The sequence below is a fragment of the Streptomyces sp. NPDC001858 genome, from assembly GCF_053594615.1.
Genome location: NZ_JBSFEV010000015.1, coordinates 109,726 through 127,686 on the forward strand (window position 1 = coordinate 109,726; position 17,961 = coordinate 127,686).

General features: G+C 72.5%; 11 protein-coding genes. 9 read left to right on the forward strand and 2 right to left on the reverse strand.

All coding sequences use genetic code 11. The features are described from left to right. Positions 1-4: 4 nt before the first annotated feature. Together ACWCPF_RS22320 and ACWCPF_RS22325 are read left to right on the forward strand one after the other, a co-directional pair. The gene (locus tag ACWCPF_RS22320; RefSeq protein WP_451046799.1) at positions 5-790 is read left to right on the forward strand and encodes a phosphatase PAP2 family protein; all 786 of its coding nucleotides are present in this window, start codon (positions 5-7) and stop codon (positions 788-790) included. Further along, entirely contained in the window at positions 787-2,232 is a 1,446-nt protein-coding gene (locus tag ACWCPF_RS22325) for an aldehyde dehydrogenase family protein (protein ID WP_451046800.1), read from the forward strand. Before ACWCPF_RS22320 ends, ACWCPF_RS22325 begins: the two co-directional genes overlap by 4 nt. A 118-nt stretch (positions 2,233-2,350) precedes the next feature. Here ACWCPF_RS22325 and ACWCPF_RS22330 read toward each other — a convergent pair whose 3' ends face one another. Next, positions 2,351-5,203, reverse strand: a complete 2,853-nt coding sequence (locus ACWCPF_RS22330; protein ID WP_451046801.1) for a glycoside hydrolase family 3 C-terminal domain-containing protein — start codon at positions 5,201-5,203, stop codon at positions 2,351-2,353. A gap of 376 nt (positions 5,204-5,579) precedes the next feature. Between ACWCPF_RS22330 and ACWCPF_RS22335 the strand changes: the two genes are divergently transcribed. The 7 genes from ACWCPF_RS22335 (at position 5,580) to ACWCPF_RS22365 (ending at position 16,651) form a co-directional block, all read left to right on the forward strand. Then, the gene (locus ACWCPF_RS22335; RefSeq protein WP_451046802.1) at positions 5,580-7,259 is read left to right on the forward strand and encodes an extracellular solute-binding protein; all 1,680 of its coding nucleotides are present in this window, start codon (positions 5,580-5,582) and stop codon (positions 7,257-7,259) included. After that, positions 7,259-8,347, forward strand: a complete 1,089-nt coding sequence (locus tag ACWCPF_RS22340) for an ABC transporter permease (protein WP_451046803.1) — start codon at positions 7,259-7,261, stop codon at positions 8,345-8,347. The genes ACWCPF_RS22335 and ACWCPF_RS22340 overlap by 1 nt, the downstream gene beginning before the upstream one ends. Then, positions 8,344-9,270, forward strand: coding sequence for a carbohydrate ABC transporter permease (locus ACWCPF_RS22345; protein WP_451046804.1), 927 nt, complete (start codon positions 8,344-8,346; stop codon positions 9,268-9,270). Before ACWCPF_RS22340 ends, ACWCPF_RS22345 begins: the two co-directional genes overlap by 4 nt. Positions 9,271-9,493: 223 nt before the next feature. Next, positions 9,494-11,668 (forward strand): WD40/YVTN/BNR-like repeat-containing protein, encoded by a 2,175-nt coding sequence (locus ACWCPF_RS22350; RefSeq protein WP_451046805.1) that lies wholly within the window; start codon positions 9,494-9,496, stop codon positions 11,666-11,668. Beyond that, a complete protein-coding gene (locus ACWCPF_RS22355) occupies positions 11,668-13,650 on the forward strand; it encodes a beta-galactosidase (protein WP_451046806.1) in 1,983 nt (660 codons plus the stop codon). The genes ACWCPF_RS22350 and ACWCPF_RS22355 overlap by 1 nt, the downstream gene beginning before the upstream one ends. Further along, positions 13,647-15,899 (forward strand): glycosyl hydrolase family 95 catalytic domain-containing protein, encoded by a 2,253-nt coding sequence (locus ACWCPF_RS22360; protein ID WP_451046807.1) that lies wholly within the window; start codon positions 13,647-13,649, stop codon positions 15,897-15,899. Before ACWCPF_RS22355 ends, ACWCPF_RS22360 begins: the two co-directional genes overlap by 4 nt. A gap of 38 nt (positions 15,900-15,937) precedes the next feature. Beyond that, complete coding sequence (locus ACWCPF_RS22365; RefSeq protein WP_451046808.1) at positions 15,938-16,651, forward strand: glycoside hydrolase family 12 protein; 714 nt, start codon at positions 15,938-15,940, stop codon at positions 16,649-16,651. Positions 16,652-16,704: 53 nt separating this feature from the next. Here the strand turns inward: ACWCPF_RS22365 and ACWCPF_RS22370 are convergent, their stop codons facing one another. Next, complete coding sequence (locus tag ACWCPF_RS22370) at positions 16,705-17,919, reverse strand: sulfotransferase family protein (protein WP_451046809.1); 1,215 nt, start codon at positions 17,917-17,919, stop codon at positions 16,705-16,707. Between the last annotated feature and the right edge of the window lie 42 nt (positions 17,920-17,961).

The following is a 17,961-nucleotide window of genomic DNA, read 5'->3' on the forward strand; positions in this document are numbered from 1 at the left end:
GCCCATGTCGCCCCGCCCCCGCCCCGGCCCGCGCGCACTCCTGCCCGGCCTGCTCGGCCTGCCCGCGCTGCTCCTCGCGCTGATCACCTGGCAGGTGGCCGCCGACGGGCCGCTCCTGGGCCCGGACGAGCGCGTCAGCCGCGCCCTGGTCCACCCGGACCGGGCCTCCGAACTGCTGGCCGACCTGGGCAACGTGCCGGTCGCGGTGCCCGTCCTGGTGCTGGTCGCGGCCTATGTGGCGGGGCGGCGCAGGGCGGCCGGCCAGGCGCGGTGGTGGGCGCCGTCCGTCGCCGCGCTCGCGCTGCTCGTGCTGGTGCCGCTGATCGTCGTCCCCCTCAAGGAGTGGACCGACCGGCCCGGCACGCCCGCCGTGCCGCCCGCCACCGGCTACTACCCCTCCGGGCACACGGCGACGGCGGCCGTCGTCTACGGCTCCGCGGCGCTGATCCTGCTGCCCTGGCTGCGTACGGCGCTCGCCCGGCGGCTGGCCGTCGCCGTGAGCGTGCTCCTCGTGCTGGCCGTCTCGTTCGGGCTGGTCCGGCGCGGCTACCACTGGCCGCTGGACGTCGTGGCCAGCTGGTGCCTGTGCACGGTGCTGCTGGCCGCACTGTGGCTCTTCCTCGAACGCGAACGGGAGCGGGAGCGAGGCCGTGGACCCCGCCAATCCGGCGCGCCCTCGCCGTCCACCCGTACGACTCGGACAAGCGCTGCCGCGGCTCGCCGCCCCTACCGTGGAGCACGCAAGCCACAGGACACCCCCAACGCGGAAGGGCCGGGAACGCCACTATGACTTCCACCCACGCCTTCTGGCTCGCCGGCCGCCAGGCCACCGGCGAGACAGCCTTCGACGTCACCTCCCCGTGGGACGGCCGGCTCGTCGGCAAGGTCAGCGTGCCGACGGACGCGCAGGTCGAGGAGGCCGTCGCCGCCGCCCACGCGGTGCGGGACGAGTTCGCCGCCACCCCGGCCCATGTGCGCGCCGCCGCCCTGGACCACGTCAGCAGGCGGCTCGCCGAGCGCACCGAGGAGATCGCGCAGCTGATCTCCGCCGAGAACGGCAAGCCGATCAAGTGGGCGCGCGGCGAGGTCGGGCGCGCGGTCTCGGTGTTCCGGTTCGCGGCCGAGGAGGCCCGGCGGTTCAACGGCGGCGAGGCCCAGCGCCTCGACACCGACCCCGGCGGCCAGGGGCGGCTCGCCCTCACCCGGCGCTTCCCGAAGGGCGTCGTGCTCGGCATCGCGCCGTTCAACTTCCCGCTGAACCTGTGCGCCCACAAGATCGCCCCGGCGATCGCGGCCGGTGCGCCGATCATCCTGAAGCCCGCCCCGGCGACCCCGCTCTCCGGCCTGGTCATCGGCGAGCTGCTCGCCGAGACCGAGCTGCCCGTCGGCGCCTGGAGCATCCTGCCGGTCGCCAACGACCGTATGCCCGCCCTGGTCCAGGACGAGCGGCTGCCGGTCATCTCCTTCACCGGCTCCGAGCAGGTCGGCTACGCGATCGCCGACGCGGTGCCGCGCAAGCACTGCACCCTGGAGCTGGGCGGCAACGGCGCGGCCGTGATCCTCGCGGACTACGCCTCCGACGCCGACCTCGACTGGGCCGCCGGCCGCATCGCGACCTTCTCCAACGGCCAGGGCGGCCAGTCCTGCATCTCCGTGCAGCGGGTCATCGCGGACGCCGCCGTGTACGACCGGCTGCTGCCGCGCATCGTCGCCGCCGTCGAGGCCCAGGTGGCCGGCGACCCCGCCGACGCCACGACCGACGTCGGCCCGCTGGTCAGCGAGGACGCGGCCAAGCGCGTCGAGACCTGGGTGGACGAGGCCGTCGCGGCCGGCGCCTCGCTGCTCGCGGGCGGCAAGCGGGACGGCGCCTCGTACGCGCCGACCGTCCTCGCCGATGTGCCGGCCGACACCACGATCGCCTGCGAGGAGGTCTTCGGACCGGTCCTCACCGTGCGCAAGGTGGACGGCGAGGCGGCGGCCTTCGCCGCCGTCAACGACTCCAAGTACGGCCTCCAGGCGGGCGTGTTCACCCACGACCTGCAGATCGCCTTCCGCGCCCACCGCGCGCTGGAGGTCGGCGGTGTCGTCGTCGGCGACGTGCCGTCCTACCGCGCCGACCAGATGCCGTACGGCGGGGTCAAGCAGTCCGGCTTCGGCCGCGAGGGCGTCAAGTCCGCGATGGACGACTACACGTACGAGCGAGTCCTGGTCCTGACGGGCCTCGCGCTCTAGTTAATGGGAACCATTTTCAGATAGGCTCCGCGGAGAAGGGGCCCGGCATCGATGCCTTCCGGTGCCGGGCCCCTTCTGCGTGCCGGGCCCCTTCTGCGGGTCGGCCGGGTCCGGCCCCTCAACCGGTGAAGCCGACCCGCGCGAGCCGTAGCGGGCCGCGCAGCCTGAGGTGCAGATCGTGGACGCCCTCGGCGCGCAGGGGCGCGTCGACGGTGACGTAGTCGTACGGGCCGGCGGTCGGCGTGTCGACCGTCAGCGTGGCCAGGGTCGGACCGCCGTCCAGGGCGAGCTCCACCGCGCCCTCGCCCGCCACGCTCACGGTCACCCCCGTCGTCGTGCCGAAGTCGCAGGCGCGGTAGAGCAGTTCGCCCGTCCCGCCCCCGACCGGGGTCACCGCGTCGCCCGAGGTCTTCGTGCGGTCGACGATCTCGGTGCCGCTCTGCTCGTCGAAGTCGACGGCCGCCAGGCCGTGCCCGCGGACCGGGCGCGGGGCCGACGGCTCGCCCTCCAGCGTCACCGTCGTGCGCAGCCGGACGTCCGCGCTGGACGCGCCGACCAGCAGGTCGTAGGGGCCGGACTCCACTCGCCACCGGCCCTGCGCCACGTCCCAGAACGCGAACGCGGAGAGCGGCACCTCGAAGGACAGCTCCGCCTGCGCGCCCGGGGCGAGCCGCACCCGGCGGTGGTCGAGCAGCTCCCGGCGCGGCCGGGTGACCGAGGGGTCCACGGCGCGCGTGTAGAGCTGGACGACCTCGTCGGCGGCCCGGTCGCCCGTGTTGGCGACCGTGCAGGCCAGCTGCACCGAGCCGGCCTCGACGCGCACCGCCAGGTCGGCGTAGGAGAACGACGCGTACGACAGGCCGTGCCCGAAGGGGAACAGGGGGGCGCCCTCGAAGTACAGATACGTCTGGCGGGCGCCGATCACGTCGTAGTCGAGGAGGCCGGGCAGATCGGCGTCGTCCGCGTACCAGGTCTGCGGGAGCCGGCCCGCCGGGGAGACGTCGCCGGCCAGGACGCGCGCCAGGGCGGTGCCCGCGGCCTGGCCGCCGTGCGCCGTCCACAGCACCGCCGACAGCGGGCCCGGCTCGATCGCGTACGGGTACGCCGACACCAGGGCCAGCACCGTGCTCGCGTGCGCCGCCCGCGCGGCCGCCAGCAGCCGCTCCTGGTGGGGCGGCAGCCGCAGCGTCGTACGGTCCTGCGTCTCCCGGCCGTTGATGTGCGGATCGTTGCCCGCCACCACCACGACCACATCCGCCTCGGCCGTGACGCGGGTCACTGCGTCCTCGCCGGATTCGACGACGACGATCTCGAAGACCTCGGGACGCTCGCCGCTCTCCTCGTCCGGCCCGGCAACCCTGACGCCGTCGGCGGCGACACAGACAGGGCGACCCGTTCCCAGGTGCAGCAGGAGGTGACCGTTTCCATGGGGTTCGAGACGGAACGTCTCCTGGACGATCCAGCCGCCCGGCTGGTCGGCGGCGGCGCGCAGAAAGCCGTCCTCGGCGACGGAGAGATAGCGGCCGTCCGGCGCGCGCAGCGTCAGCACGTCCTCGCCCCAGTCGACGAGCGCGAGCTCCGTGCCGACGGCGTCCGTGGTCAGCGGCGGGAGGTCGGTGCGGCCGGCGAGCAGCGCCGGGTCCAGGGCGCCTTCCGCGCCGCGCACCTCGTCGTCGGCCTCGGGGGCGGCGGGGACCTTGAGGAACGTGCCCGCCGAGGTCTTGAGCAGGACCCGGTCCACGCCCTCCGCGAACGCGACGCGCTCCGCGCCGAACCGCTCGTACAGCCCCTCCAGGGGAGTGGAACGGTGGATCAGCGTGCCGCTGTACCAGTCGAGCTTGCACTCGTCGGCGAGCAGGCCGACCACCGCGATCCGGGTGTCGGCGGCCAGCGGCAGCACCCCGTCGTTGCGCAGCAGGACGATCGCCTGCTCGGCGGCCTCCCCGGCCAGCGTGCGATGGGCCGGAGTGTCGAACTCGCCGGTGCCCGCGTGCGGATCGTAGTGCGGGTCGAACTCGCCCAGCCGGAAGCGCACCGAGAGCTGGCGGCGGACCGCCGTGTCGACGTCGGCCTCCGTCAGCAGGCCCTGCTCCAGGGCGCCGGTGACCCGGGCGACGACCGTCGCGCCGTCGGTGCCGAGGTCGGTGAAGCTGTCCACGCCGGCGACCAGCGCCGCCGCCGTCGCCTCCTCGTGGGTGTCGAAGTAGTGCTCGGACTCGACCAGGTTGGTGGGCGCGCCCGCGTCCGAGCAGACCAGCAGATCGTCGTCCGTCCAGGTGCGCAGCTGCTCGCGCAGATACGGCGAGACATGGTTCGGCCGGCCGTTGACCAGGTTGTACGCGGGCATCACCCCGGCTACCGCGCCCGCCTCGACGGTCTCCCGGAAGGCGCGCAGGTCGTACTCGTGCAGCACGCGCGGGCGGACCGAGGACGAGGTGACGTCCCGGCCCGTCTCGTTGTTGTGGGCCAGCCAGTGCTTGAGGACCGGGGCCGTGCGCCAGTACGTCGGATGATCGCCGCGCAGCCCGTGCGTGTAGGCGGTGGCGATGGCGGAGGTCAGCTTCGGGTCCTCGGAGTAGCCCTCCTCGTTGCGGCCCCACAGCGGGTGGCGCAGCAGATTGACCGTGGGGGACCAGACGTTGAGGCCGACGCGCTCGTCGCGGGCGCGCATCGCCCGGACCTCCTTGGACACCGCCTCGCCGACCCGGCGCACCAGCTCCGTGTTCCAGCTCGCGGCCAACCCCACGGCCTGCGGGAACACCGTGGCCGGGCCCATCCACGCGACGCCGTGCAGCGCCTCCTGGCCGGTGCGGAACGCGGCGATGCCCAGCCGCTCGACGGCGGGGGCGAACTGGTGCAGGAAGGAGACCTTCTCCTCCAGGGTCAGCCGGGACAGCAGATCGTCGATGCGCTTCGCGAACGGGAGCTGCGGATCGCGGAAAGGCGGCGTGGGCGGCGGGTGTGCGGTCACGTGGGGATCCCTTTGCGGTGGAGCGGGGAGGGCTCTTTCGAAGCGCTTCGATGCTCATTCGACCGCGGGGTGGGTGTCAAGAGACCGGGCCACTATTTCAAGTGGCGCATAAGAACAGGTCACTCGCCGACACCTCGGAGGAATTTGGATGCGACCCTTGTGCGCCCCCGACCCTTCACTTAACCTCGCAGCAACATCGAAGCGCTTCGACGAAGAGTTGGCCCCCGTGCCCCAGTCCAGGGCTGTCCAGGACTGTCCAGGGTCGTCCACGGTCGCCGATGGTCGGAGGACCGCTTCAGCTCAGCCAGATCCACTGAAGACACCGCAGCCGACGGCCACCGCCGGGTGTCCTGGTGCGCCATGAAGGGTTGACGCAATGACGCCGAACGCCGCTTCCGCCTCCTCCGGGCCCAGCCGGAGAAGCTTCCTCGCCTCCACGGCGGTCGCCACCGCAGCGGTGGCGGGAGGGATGCCGCTGCTGTCCGCCTGCGGCGGCACGGACAGCGGCTCGCGCGACGGCACCACCTCGGGCAAGGACGCGAACAAGCTGCTGCCGACGTTCGTCGCCAGCACGGTCGCCCGGCCGGACCTGCCGTCGAAGAACGGTTCGGCGTCCGGCTACACCGGCAAGGTCGACCTCGCGGCCCTGACCGCCTCGGTCCCGAAGAAGCTCGGCACCGGCGCCTCCTTCAAGATCATGTCCCCGTTCTGGGGTTCCCCGCCGAAGGCCGGCTGCGCCTACTACACGGCGCTCGACGCCGCCGCGGGCACCAAGATCACCTGGCAGAACCAGGACGGCAACACCTACGGCCAGAAGCTCGGCGCCGTCCTCGCCTCCAGCTCCATACCCGACATGGTGGTCGTGCCCGGCTGGGAACTGGTCGGCAAGATCGCGAACGCGGTCACCGCGAAGTTCATGGACCTCGGCCCCTACCTGGCGGGCGACAAGGTCAAGAAGTACCCGAACCTGGCCGCGATCCCCTCCGACGCCTGGCGCATGGGCATCTTCGGCGGCGCGCTGCGCGGCATCCCGATGCCCGCCGCCACCGCCTCCTTCATCGTGCCCTACTACCGCAAGGACATCTTCGACGAGAAGGGCTACGCCGTCCCCAAGTCGCCCGACGAGTTCCTCGCCTGGGCCAAGGAGGCCACCAGCGCGAAGGCCAAGGTGTGGGCCTGCGGGGACATGAACTGGACCGCGTGGAACATCTTCGGCGTCCGCGGCTCCGGTCCGATCGGCTGGCACCTCGGGTCCGACGGCAAGCTGACCTACCGCGTCGAGCAGCCCGAGTACCTCGAAGCCCTGGAGTGGACCCGCAAGCTGTTCGACGCGGGTGTGGTCCACCCCGACGACAAGGCACGCTCGGGCGACGCGGGCCAGCGGTTCACCGCCGGGCAGATCCTGGTCTACAACAACGACATGTCCGGCTGGTACGGCAAGACCGCCGAACAGGCCGCGGCCAACCCGGACTTCGCGATCGAGGGCATGGACATCTTCGGCGCGGACGGCGGCGACCCGTCGCTGTGGGCGGCCCAGCCCGCCGGCATCTGGTCGATGATCCGCAAGGGCGCCTCGAAGGCGACGATCGAGAACGCCCTGGCCGCCGCCGACTTCGCGGCCGCGCCCTACGGCACCAAGGAGCGGATGCTCGTCGACTACGGCGTCGAGGGCACCCACTACACGGTCAAGGACGGCGTCCCGGCCAAGACCGACCTCGGCAACTCCGAGGTGATCAACGCCTGGGTGATGCTGTCCGCACCGGCCGCCTACTACGCCCACCCCGACTTCCCCGACGTCGCCCGCAAGCAGGTCGAGTGGCAGCAGCGGATGGGCGCCTTCATGAAGAAGACGTCCACGTACGGCATGAACATCGTCGAGCCGACCCGCTACGCCAGCCTCTCCAGCCAGTTCGAGCAGCTGGAGATCGACTACGTGCGCGGCAACAGGAAGCTGTCCGACGTACAGGCCGCCGTCTCCACCTGGAAGTCCTCCGGCGGCGACAAGCTGCGCGACTGGTACAAGCAGCTCATCGACCAGAACGGCAGCGGCAACTGATGTCCCTCACGGCCGGGAGCAGACCCGACGGAACCCGTCCCCCCGCCGCCGTCGAGGAACCGGCGGCCGCGGTCGCCACGGCGGCGGCCGAGGGGCGCGCGCCGCGCAAGGCGGGCAGGCTGGGCAGGGCGGGCAAGGCAGGCAGGGCGGACAAGGCCGCCAAGGTCCCCTGGCGGATCCGGCTGCGCCGCGACCGCGCACTCATCCTCATGACGCTGCCCGTCATCGTGCTGCTCCTGCTCTTCAACTACATCCCGCTGCTCGGCAACGTCGTCGCCTTCCAGGACTACGACCCGTACGTCTCCAGCAACGGCGTCACGGCGATCTTCCACAGCCCCTGGGTCGGGGTGGAGCAGTTCTCCCGGATGGCCGACGACCCGCTGTTCTGGGACGCCGCGAAGAACACCCTCCTGCTGTTCGCGCTCCAACTGGTGCTGTTCTTCCCGATCCCCATCGCCCTCGCGCTGCTCATCAACAGCGTGATCCGGCCCCGGGTGCGGGCCGTGGCACAGGCGATCATGTATCTGCCGCACTTCTTCTCGTGGGTCCTCGTGGTCACCGTCTTCCAGCAGATCTTCGGCGGCGCGGGCATCATCGCGCAGACCTTGGAGGACCACGGCTGGAGCGGCTTCGACCTGATGACCGACGCGAGCCTGTTCAAGTACCTGGTCACCGCGCAGGCCGTGTGGAAGGACGCCGGCTGGGGGATCATCGTCTTCCTCGCCGCGCTGGCCGCCGTCAGCACCGACCTGTACGAGGCCGCCGCCATGGACGGCGCCGGGCGGTGGCGGCGCATGTGGCACGTGACGCTGCCCGCGCTGCGCCCGGTGATCGCGTTGCTGCTGGTCCTGCGCGTGGGTGACGCGCTGAGCGTCGGATTCGAGCAGTTCCTGCTCCAGCGGGACGCGGTCGGCGTGGGGGCCAGCGAGGTGCTCGACACCTACGTATGGAACATGGGTATCCAGAACGGCGACTTCAGCTACGCGGCCGCGGTCGGCCTCGTCAAGGGAGTCATCGGAGTGTGCCTCGTCCTGGCCGCGAACAAGTTCGCGCATCTGCTGGGCGAGCAGGGGGTGTACCAGAAGTGAGTCTCAACACGCAGCTCGTCCGCAGCCTCAAGGCCCCCGCCCGCCCCGTGTGGGACGAGCCGCCCGGCAAGGCCGGACTCACGCTGAAGGGCGGCTTCCTCGCCCTGTGCTGCTTGGGCGTGCTCGGTCCGCTGTGGATCGTGATCGTCACCAGCCTCTCGCCGAAACCGGTGATCGACCGGGCCGGCGGCCTGGTCGTGATCCCCCAGGGCATCACCTTCGTCAACTACACGGAACTGCTCAGCGGCGGCCAGGTCAGCCGGGCGATCATGGTCTCGGTCGGCGTCACGCTCGTCGGCACGCTGTTCTCGATGACGGTGTCGGTGCTCGCGGCCTACGGGCTGTCGCGGCGCGGCAGTCTGGGACACCGGTTCTTCCTGGTGACCATGCTGGCGACGATGTTCTTCGGCGCCGGGCTCATCCCCACGTACCTTCTGGTGCAGTCGCTGGGCCTCACCGACACCTATCTGTCGCTGATCCTGCCCAGCGCGGTCAGCGTCTTCAACATCCTGGTGCTGCGGGCCTTCTTCATGGGGATCTCCCCCGAACTCACCGAGTCCGCCCGCATCGACGGGGCCGGCGATCTGCGCATCCTGCTGACCATCGTCATGCCGTTGTCGCGGGCCGTGCTGGCCGTCATCTCGCTGTTCTACGCGGTCGGGTACTGGAGTGCCTGGTTCAACGCGTCCATCTATCTCACCGACCAGCAGATGATGCCGCTGCAGAACGTGCTCATCCAGCTGGTCCAGAAGAACACCGAGGCGCCGACCGGTCTGCAGCAGGCCGTCCGTACCGGTGAACTCTCCGCGCTGGGGCTGCAGATGGCCGTGATGGTCCTCGCGCTGATCCCCGTCGCGGTCGCTTCGCCGTTCGTCCAGCGCCACTTCAAGGAAGGCATGCTGACCGGCGCGGTCAAGGGGTAGTCGGGCGCCTGCCGTCCCGGGGGCGCCTGCCGTCCCGGGGGCGGGTGCCGCACGGCGACCGCGGGCCCGTCGTGGCCGGCCGCGCAGTTTCCCGCGCCCTGAAGGCACGTGCGGTGGACCGGCCTTGAAGGGGCGCGGGGAACTGCGCGAGCAGCCACGAACCATCCGCAGCCGCATGACAACCGGACGTCCCCGAACCCACTTCACCCACCCGAGGTTTCCCATGCACGTCACCCGCCGCACCGTCCTCGCCGGCGCCGCAGCCGCCGCCGCGCTCACCGCGCTCCCCGCCGGGCAGACGGCTGCGGCTGCCGGCGCCGCCTACCGCTGGCGCAACGCCGTGATCGGCGGCACCGGATTCGTGACCGGCGTCCTCTTCCACCCCGCCGTCCGCGGCCTCGCCTACGCCCGCACGGACATCGGCGGCGCCTACCGGTGGGACGACCGAGCCGCCCGCTGGACCCCGCTCACCGATCACCTCGGCTGGGACGACTGGAACCTCCTCGGCGTCGAGGCCCTCGCCGTCGACCCGGCGCATCCGGACCGCGTCTACCTCGCCCTCGGCGCCTACGCGCAAGTCTGGGCGGGCAACGGAGCAGTCCTGCGCTCCGAGGACCGCGGCGCGACCTGGACCCGCAGCGACCTCACCGTGAAACTCGGCGCGAACGAGGACGGCCGGGGCATGGGGGAGCGGCTGCTGGTCGATCCGCGCGACAGCGACACCCTGTGGCTGGGCACCCGCCACGACGGGCTGCTGAAGTCCACGGACCGGGGCGCCACCTGGGCCGCCGCGAGCGGCTTCCCGGGCGTCCCAACCCCCTCCGGGCAGGGCGTCTGCCTCCTCGTCGCCGTCGGCCGCACCCTCTACGCCGGCTGGGCCGACTCCGACGGCACCACGCCCCACCTCTACCGCACCGCCGCCGACGGCGTCACCTGGGAGGCCGTCCCGGGCGCCCCCGCCGGCGCCGCCGCGAAGACGCCCGTCCGCGCCGCCTACGACTGCCGCACCCGTGAGCTGTACGTGACGTACGCCGATGCCCCCGGCCCCAACGGCCAGTCCGACGGCAGCGTGCACAAACTGGCCGTCGCCACCGGCGTCTGGACGGACGTGACGCCCGCGAAGCCCGGCGGGACCGACGCCTTCGGCTACGGCGGCGTCGCCGTCGACGCCCGCCGCCCCGGCACCGCCGTCGTCTCCACCAACAACCGCTGGGCGGCCGTCGACACGCTGTACCGCACGACCGACGGGGGCCGCAGCTGGACGTCCCTCAAGGACTCCGCCGTCTTCGACGTCTCCGAGACGCCCTACCTGCGGTGGGGCGCCGACGCGCCCAAGTTCGGCTGGTGGATCCAGGCGGTCGGCATCGACCCGTACGACTCCAGGCACCTCGTCTACGGCACCGGCGCGACCCTCTACGGCACCCGGGACCTGAAGCACTGGGCGCCGCAGATCCGCGGCCTGGAGGAGGCGTCCGTCGTCCAGCTGGTGTCGCCGCCGGCCGGCGAGGCGCACCTGCTCAGCGGGTCGCGGGACATCGGCGTCCTCTACCACGAGCGGCTCACGGCCTCGCCCTCGCGCGGCATGGCCACGAACCCCGTCTTCGGGTCGGCCACCGGCCTCGCCCAGGCCGCCGCGAAGCCCTCCTACGTCGTGCGCACCGGCTGGGGCGACCACGGCAACGGCGCGTACTCCGAGGACGGCGGCCGGACCTGGGCGCCCTTCACTGCCCAGCCCGCCCTGGCCGAGGACGCCCCCGGGCCGATCGCCGTGAACGCCGACGGCACCGCGCTGCTCTGGTCCTTCGTGCACTGGGACGGCACCCGGTACCCCGCCCACCGCTCGGCGGACAACGGCGCCTCCTGGACCGAGATCGCCTCCTTCCCCAAGGGCGCCACGCCGGTCGCCGACCCGGTCGACCCGGCCGTCTTCTACGCCTACGACATGGACACCGGGACCGTGCTCGCCAGCACCGACAGCGGCCGCACCTTCACCGCGCGGGCGACCGGACTGCCCGCCGGGGACAGCCAGTTCAAGCTGGTCGCGGCCCCGGGGCGGACCGGCGACCTGTGGCTGAGCACCAAGTGGAACGGCCTGTACCGGTCCACCGACGGCGGCGCGAGCTTCGCCAGGGTCGACAGCTGCTGGGCCTCCTACACCCTCGGCTTCGGCAAGGCCGCCGCCGGCGCCGACTACCCCGCGATCTACCAGGTCGGCTCCACGGAGGCGATCACCGCCGTCTACCGCTCCGACGACGGCGCACAGAGCTGGGTGCGGATCAACGACGACGCCCACCAGTGGGGCTGGACCGGCGAGACCATCGTCGGCGACCCGCGCGTGTACGGTCGGGTCTACCTCGCCACCAACGGGCGCGGCATCCAGTACGGGGAGCCCGTCTGATGCCCGAGCACCGGCGGCCCGCCCTCGGTGACGCCACCCGCGGCCGCATCCTCTTCGGCGGCGACTACAACCCCGAGCAGTGGCCCGAGGAGACCTGGCCCGAGGACGTCCGTCTGATGACGGCCGCCGGCGTCAACTCCGTCACCCTCGGCGTCTTCTCCTGGGCGAAACTCGAACCGAGGCCGGGCGCACGGGAGTTCGGCTGGCTCGACACGCTGATGGACCTGATGCACACGGCCGGCATCGGCGTCGTCCTGGCCACCCCCACCGCCTCCCCGCCGCCGTGGCTGGGCCGGCTGCACCCCGACACCCTGCCCGTCGACGGCGACGGCCGCACCGAGTGGTGGGGCGGCCGCCAGCACTTCTCGCACTCCAGCGCCACCTACCGCCGCCATGCCGCCGCCATCACCGAGGACCTCGCCGCCCGCTACGGCGACCACCCCGCCCTCACGATGTGGCACATCAACAACGAGTACTGCACCTACGACTGGAGCGAGCAGGCCGCCGCCCGCTTCCGCGCCTGGCTGCGGCAGCGCTACGGCGACCTCGATGCCCTCAACGAGGCCTGGGGCACCGCCTTCTGGAGCCAGGGCTACGGCGACTGGGTCGAGATCCACACCCCCCGCCACGCCCACTACCTGAAGAACCCCGCCCAGGTGCTGGACTTCAAGCGGTTCACCTCCGACATGCTGCTGGAGTGCTACACCGCCGAGCGCGACATCGTCCGCCGGGCCACCCCGCACCTCCCCGTCACCACGAACTTCATGCCGCTGTGGGTCGGCCAGGACGCCTGGCGCTGGGCCGAGGAGGAGGACGTCGTCTCGGTCGACCTCTATCCCGACCCGCGCGACCCGCTCGGCGCGCAGCACGGCGCGCTCGTCCAGGACCTGACCCGTTCGCAGGCTGGCGGCCCGTGGATGCTGATGGAACAGGCCGCCGGACCGGTCAACTGGCGGGGCGTCAACCACCCCAAGCCGCGCGGCCTCAACCGGCTCTGGTCGCTGCAGGCCGTGGCCCGGGGCGCGGACGCCGTCTGCTACTTCCAGTGGCGGCAGTCCCGGCAGGGCGCGGAGAAGTTCCACTCCGGCATGGTCAGCCACGCGGGGGAGGAGGGCCGCACCTACCAGGAGATCAAGCAGCTCGGCGCCGACCTGGCCAGGATCTCGCCCGAGGTGACCGGCAGCCACAGCCGCGCCGGAATCGCGATCCTGCACGACTGGCACGCCTGGTGGGCGGGCGACCAGGAAGGCCGCCTCTCCCACGAGGTCGACCACCCGGCCGTGCTGGGCGCCTGGCATCGCGCGCTGTGGGAGGCCGGTCTGGCCACCGACTTCGCCCACCCCGAACACGACCTCACCGGCTACCGGCTGCTCGTCGTCCCCCAGCTCTACGCCATGACGGACGCGGCGATCGACAACCTCCTCGCCCACGTCCACGGCGGCGGCACTCTCGTGGCCGGCTTCCTGACCGGCGTCGCCGACGCCGACGACCGGGTCCGCCCCGGCGGCATGGACGCCCGGCTGCGCGAGCTGTTCGGCATCCGCACCCTGCACGAGTGGTGGCCGCTGGACGCGGACGAACGCGTCGAGACCGACGGCTTCCGCGGGACCCTGTGGTCGGAGGAGCTGGAAGCAGCCGACCCGGACGCGGTGCAAGCCCGCTACCAGGGCGGTGAGCTCGACGGACTGCCCGCCGTGCTGCGCAACGACCGCGCCTGGTACGTCTCCACGCTGCCCGAGCCCGACGCCCTGCGCACGCTGCTCGCCCGTATCGCCGCCGACGCGGGCGTCCGGCCCGTCGCCGAAGGCCTCCCGCCGGGCGTCGAGGCCGTACGCCGGGGCGAACTGCTGTTCCTCCTCCACCACGGCCGCGACCCGGTCACCGTCCGGCTCCCGGGCGCCCACCACGACCTGCTGACCGGCACGACCTTCACCGACGAGATCACCCTCGGCCGCTACGGCGTGGTGGTGTTGCGCTCATGACCGACCTCCCCCGCAACCTCGTCACCGGCGAGAGCACCGCCGCCGGACCCGTGCACGGAACCTGGGAGCACCGGCCCGCCGCCCGCTGGGAGGACGCCTTCCTCAGCGGCAACGGCCGGCACGGCGCCCTCGTGTTCGGCGACCCGTACGACGACCGGGTCGTCGTCACCCACCACACCCTGGTCCGCCCCAACGGCGCCGAACACGCCCGACCACCCGAGCTGGCGTCCGAACTCACCGCCCTCCAGGACAAGTTGCTGGCCGGCGACACCACCGCCGCCGAAGGCTTCACCGACCACCGCCCCCTGCAATGGGTCCAGCCCTTCCACCCGGCCTTCCAGCTACGGCTGAGAGCCGCCTCGGACGAGCCGCGCCGCCACCGCCGCTCCCTGCGCACCGTCGACTTCACCACCGGCGAGACCACCGCCGCCTGCGTGGGCGGCACGAGCCGGGTCTTCGTCTCCCGCGCCGACGACGTCATCGTCCACCAGGTCACCGGCCTCGACCTGGACATATCCCTGGACCACCGGCTCCCGGGCGCGCCCGAGGGCCTCGCCGTCGGACAGGGCGCGGTCCGCACCGGGGACGGCGCGCTGCTCACCCTGCGCGCCCGCTACCCGGACAGCGACCGCGCGTACACCGGCCTGACCCTCGTCCTCGCCACCGGCGGCCGCACCGAACTCGTCCACCCCGGCGTGCGGGTCACCGGCGCCGAGTCCGTCCTGCTGCTCACCCGCGTGCACCGGCACACCGGCGCATTCGACGTCACCCGCGAACAGCACGCCCTCAGCGCTCTGCCACCGGCCTACGACGACCTGCTCGCCCGCCACCTCACCCACCACCGCACCGCCTACGACCGCGTCCGCCTCGATCTGCACGCCGACCCCGCCGAACGCGCCCTCCCCGGCTCCGAGCTGCTGGAACGCCCCCGCAGCACGGCACTCCTGGAGCGCCTCTTCGCCGCCGGCCGCTACCACCTGCTGTCCTCCTCCGGCCTCAACCCGCCCCGGCTGACCGGCCTGTGGACCGGCGACTGGGACACCGCCTGGTCCGGAGCGTTCACCAACGACGCCAACGTCAACCTCCAGACCGCCTCCGCCACCGCCGCCGCGCTCCCCGAAGTCACCGACGCCCTCGCCGAGTTGATCCACCGCCAGTTCGACGACTGGCGGGAGAACGCCCGAGCCGTCTTCGGCGCCCGGGGCGCGGTCGCACCCGCGCACAGCGACGGCGAGTCGGGGCTGACGTACCACTTCAGCCGCGAATACCCGCTGCACCTGTGGACCGCCGGCGCCGACTGGCTGCTCAAACCGCTCGTCGACCACGACGAGGCCCGCGGCGAACACGACCCGCGCACCGCCGCCGCCCTGGCCGAAGTCGCCCAGTTCTACGAGGACTTCCTCACCCGCACCGACGCCGACGGCCGACTCGTCGTCGTCCCCTCCTACTCGCCCGAGAACCGTCCGGCGGGCGGCAGCTGGGGGACCCTGAACGCGGCCATGGACCTGTCCGCCGCCCGGCACGCACTGCGCACCGCCGCCGCCTACCACCCCGACCGGGCGCCCGGCTGGCTGGCCCTCGCCGACCGTCTCCCACCCCACCGGATCAACGCCGACGGCGCGCTCGCCGAATGGGCCCTGCCCGGCCTCGACGACACCTACGACCACCGCCACCTCAGCCATCTCTACGGCGTCTGGCCGCTCGACGAGATCAGCCCCTACGACACCCCGGACCTCGCGGCCGCCGCCCACCGCGCCCTGGAACTGCGCGGCGCCGAGAACGACTCCGCGCACGGCCATCTCCACCACGCGCTGATCGCGGCCCGGCTGCGCGACGGCCGCCGGGTCGCCGCCGCCCTCGGCAGCGTCCTGGACGGCGACTTCTTCCACGCCTCCCTGATGAGCGCCCACTACCCCCGCCGCGACGTCTACAACGCCGACGCCGCACACACCCTCCCCGCGGTGCTCGTCGAGGCGCTCGTCCAGTCCACGCCCGACCGGCTGGTCCTGCTGCCCGCGCCCACTCCCGCCCTGCCCTCGGGCGAACTCCGGGGCGTGCGCACCCGGTTCGGCGCGGAACTCGACCTCGCCTGGGGCCCCGAGGGCGCACGCGCGATCGTCCGCCCGCACCGCACCCACCGCATCGAACTGCGGACTTCCGCCGACGACTCCGCCGACGACATGGAGTTCCTCGACCTGGTCGCCGGCGAAGACCGCGTCCTCACCTGGGGACGCGGCAACCCCCCATGAAACACACCGCACCTCCCCCCACCCATGGAAGGGACACCATGGCAACACGCACCCGCAACAGGGTCGTCAAGGCCCTGCTCGCCCCCGCGATCGCGCTCGGCATCACCGTCGGAGCGGCCTCCGCCCCCGCCTCGGCCGCCGTCTGGAGCTCCTGCGACCAGTGGGGCAACACCAGCCTCAACGGCTACACGCTCTACAACAACATCTGGGGCTCCGGCGCCGGCAGCCAGTGCGTCTGGGCCAACTCCGGCACCAACTGGGGAGTCTGGGCCAACCACCCGGGCACCGGCGGCATCAAGTCGTACCCCAACTCCAAGAAGGTGATCAACAAGACGATCACCTCGCTCGGCTCGCTCTCCAGCAGCTACAACGTCACGGTCCCGTCGTCCGGCGCCTACAACACGTCCTACGACATCTGGGACACCGACTACGACTACGAGATCATGCTGTGGGTCAACTACAACGGCGCGGTCGGCCCCCTCGGCGCATCCCAGGGCAACGTCACTCTCGGCGGCCACACCTGGACCGTGTACAAGGGCAGCAACGGCGCGAACGAGGTGTTCTCGTTCCTGCGCACGTCCGACTCGTCGTCCGGCACCGTCAACATCCTCCCGATCCTCAAGTGGATCAAGGACACGAAGGGCTGGTTCGGCAACGAGACCATCGGTGACGTGCAGTTCGGCTTCGAGATCACCTCGTCCTCGGGCGGGCTGGACTTCGTGACCGACAACCTGACCGTCAGCAGCAGCTGAGCAGCAGCTGAGCAGCGGCTGACGCAGAGCGCGCCGAGGCCGGCCGGCCGGCCCTACACCCGGTCGACCTCGGCGCGCAGCGCGTCGTACCCGGCGAACGCCGCGTCGACGTCGGCACGGGTCAGCCCGTACCGGGACAGGTCGTAGCGGTGCGGCCGGGTGCCCCTCGGCCGGGACACGACCTGCGGGAGCCGCGCCGCGTCCGCCTCGGTCCACCGGGCGCCGACGGCGTCGTAGAGCTTCGGGGCGCCGCTCGCCGGATCGGAGCCCAGCCAGGAGTACGGGACGTCGACGAGCGCCCCGGGCGGGATCGCGGCCCGGGCGGCGATCCCGCGCCGCACCGAGTCGCTCAGCAGCTCCAGCCAGGTCGCCCCGAGGCCGTGCAGATCGAGCGGGCGCAGCGTGATGGCCATCCCGTGCTCGATCAGACTGCAGAAGGACGCCACGACGGCCGCCGGTTCGCGGTGCGTCCACACGAGCGTGGCGTCGGGGAAGACGGCGAGCAGCGCGTCGAGGTTCCCGGTGTGCAGCGGCGACTTCAGCACCCAGCGCCGGCGCGGCCGGCCGTACTGGAGCACCTGGTAGATCTGCTTGAGGTACGCGTAGTCGGGGACGAAGTCCCGCGCGTCGAGCGCCGCCCGGTAGGCCGGGATGCGGGCCTGGGACAGCGGCATGATCGTGTGCGGGAGGGCGAAGGTGCACTCCTCGGGGCCCTCCGCGACCAGCGGATGGATGTCGCGGTAGCGCGGGGCGAAGAGGTCGATGCCGCCGACCATCAGCCGCGCGGCCCGCACCGCCTTGCGGCGCCGCTCGGGCGTGCCCGCCACATCCGGTGTCAGTAACTCCCACAAGAGCGGACATCGGTGCTGCTCCGAGAGGGACAGCACCCCGTGGGTGAGCGTGGTGGCGGTGCGCGGCAGGCCGACGACGAACACCGGCCGCTCGATGGGCTCCTGCGCGATCTCGGGGTGCTCGGCGATCAGCCGCCGGACCCGGGCCCGGTTGGCGAGATGCCTGCGGACATGCCCCTGCGCCGACGACCAGCCGACCGGGGTGAGGTGCTCGTCCCGGGCCCAGTGGCCGAGCAGCAGCCGGAAGTCGGCGGCGAAGCCCGCGTCCACCGGACCGGCCTCGTCGGCCAGCTGGTCGAAGGCGCGGTCGGGCGTAAGGCGGGAGGAGAATCCCGCCCGCAGCAGGAGATTGGCCACGGCGAGCGGGAGCGGCAGGGGGAGAGGAAGCGGGACGGAGCCTGCGGACACGGTGGACACGGCGAACACCCTTTCCGGGAGCGAAAGAGGAGCGGCGGAGGG

Coding starts and splice junctions, on each gene's coding strand:
- ACWCPF_RS22320 (WP_451046799.1), top strand. CDS start 5: ATGTCGCCCCGCCCCCGCCCCGGCCCGCGCGCACTCCTGCCCGGCCTG.
- ACWCPF_RS22325 (WP_451046800.1), top strand. CDS start 787: ATGACTTCCACCCACGCCTTCTGGCTCGCCGGCCGCCAGGCCACCGGC.
- ACWCPF_RS22335 (WP_451046802.1), top strand. CDS start 5,580: ATGACGCCGAACGCCGCTTCCGCCTCCTCCGGGCCCAGCCGGAGAAGC.
- ACWCPF_RS22340 (WP_451046803.1), top strand. CDS start 7,259: ATGTCCCTCACGGCCGGGAGCAGACCCGACGGAACCCGTCCCCCCGCC.
- ACWCPF_RS22350 (WP_451046805.1), top strand. CDS start 9,494: ATGCACGTCACCCGCCGCACCGTCCTCGCCGGCGCCGCAGCCGCCGCC.
- ACWCPF_RS22355 (WP_451046806.1), top strand. CDS start 11,668: ATGCCCGAGCACCGGCGGCCCGCCCTCGGTGACGCCACCCGCGGCCGC.
- ACWCPF_RS22360 (WP_451046807.1), top strand. CDS start 13,647: ATGACCGACCTCCCCCGCAACCTCGTCACCGGCGAGAGCACCGCCGCC.
- ACWCPF_RS22365 (WP_451046808.1), top strand. CDS start 15,938: ATGGCAACACGCACCCGCAACAGGGTCGTCAAGGCCCTGCTCGCCCCC.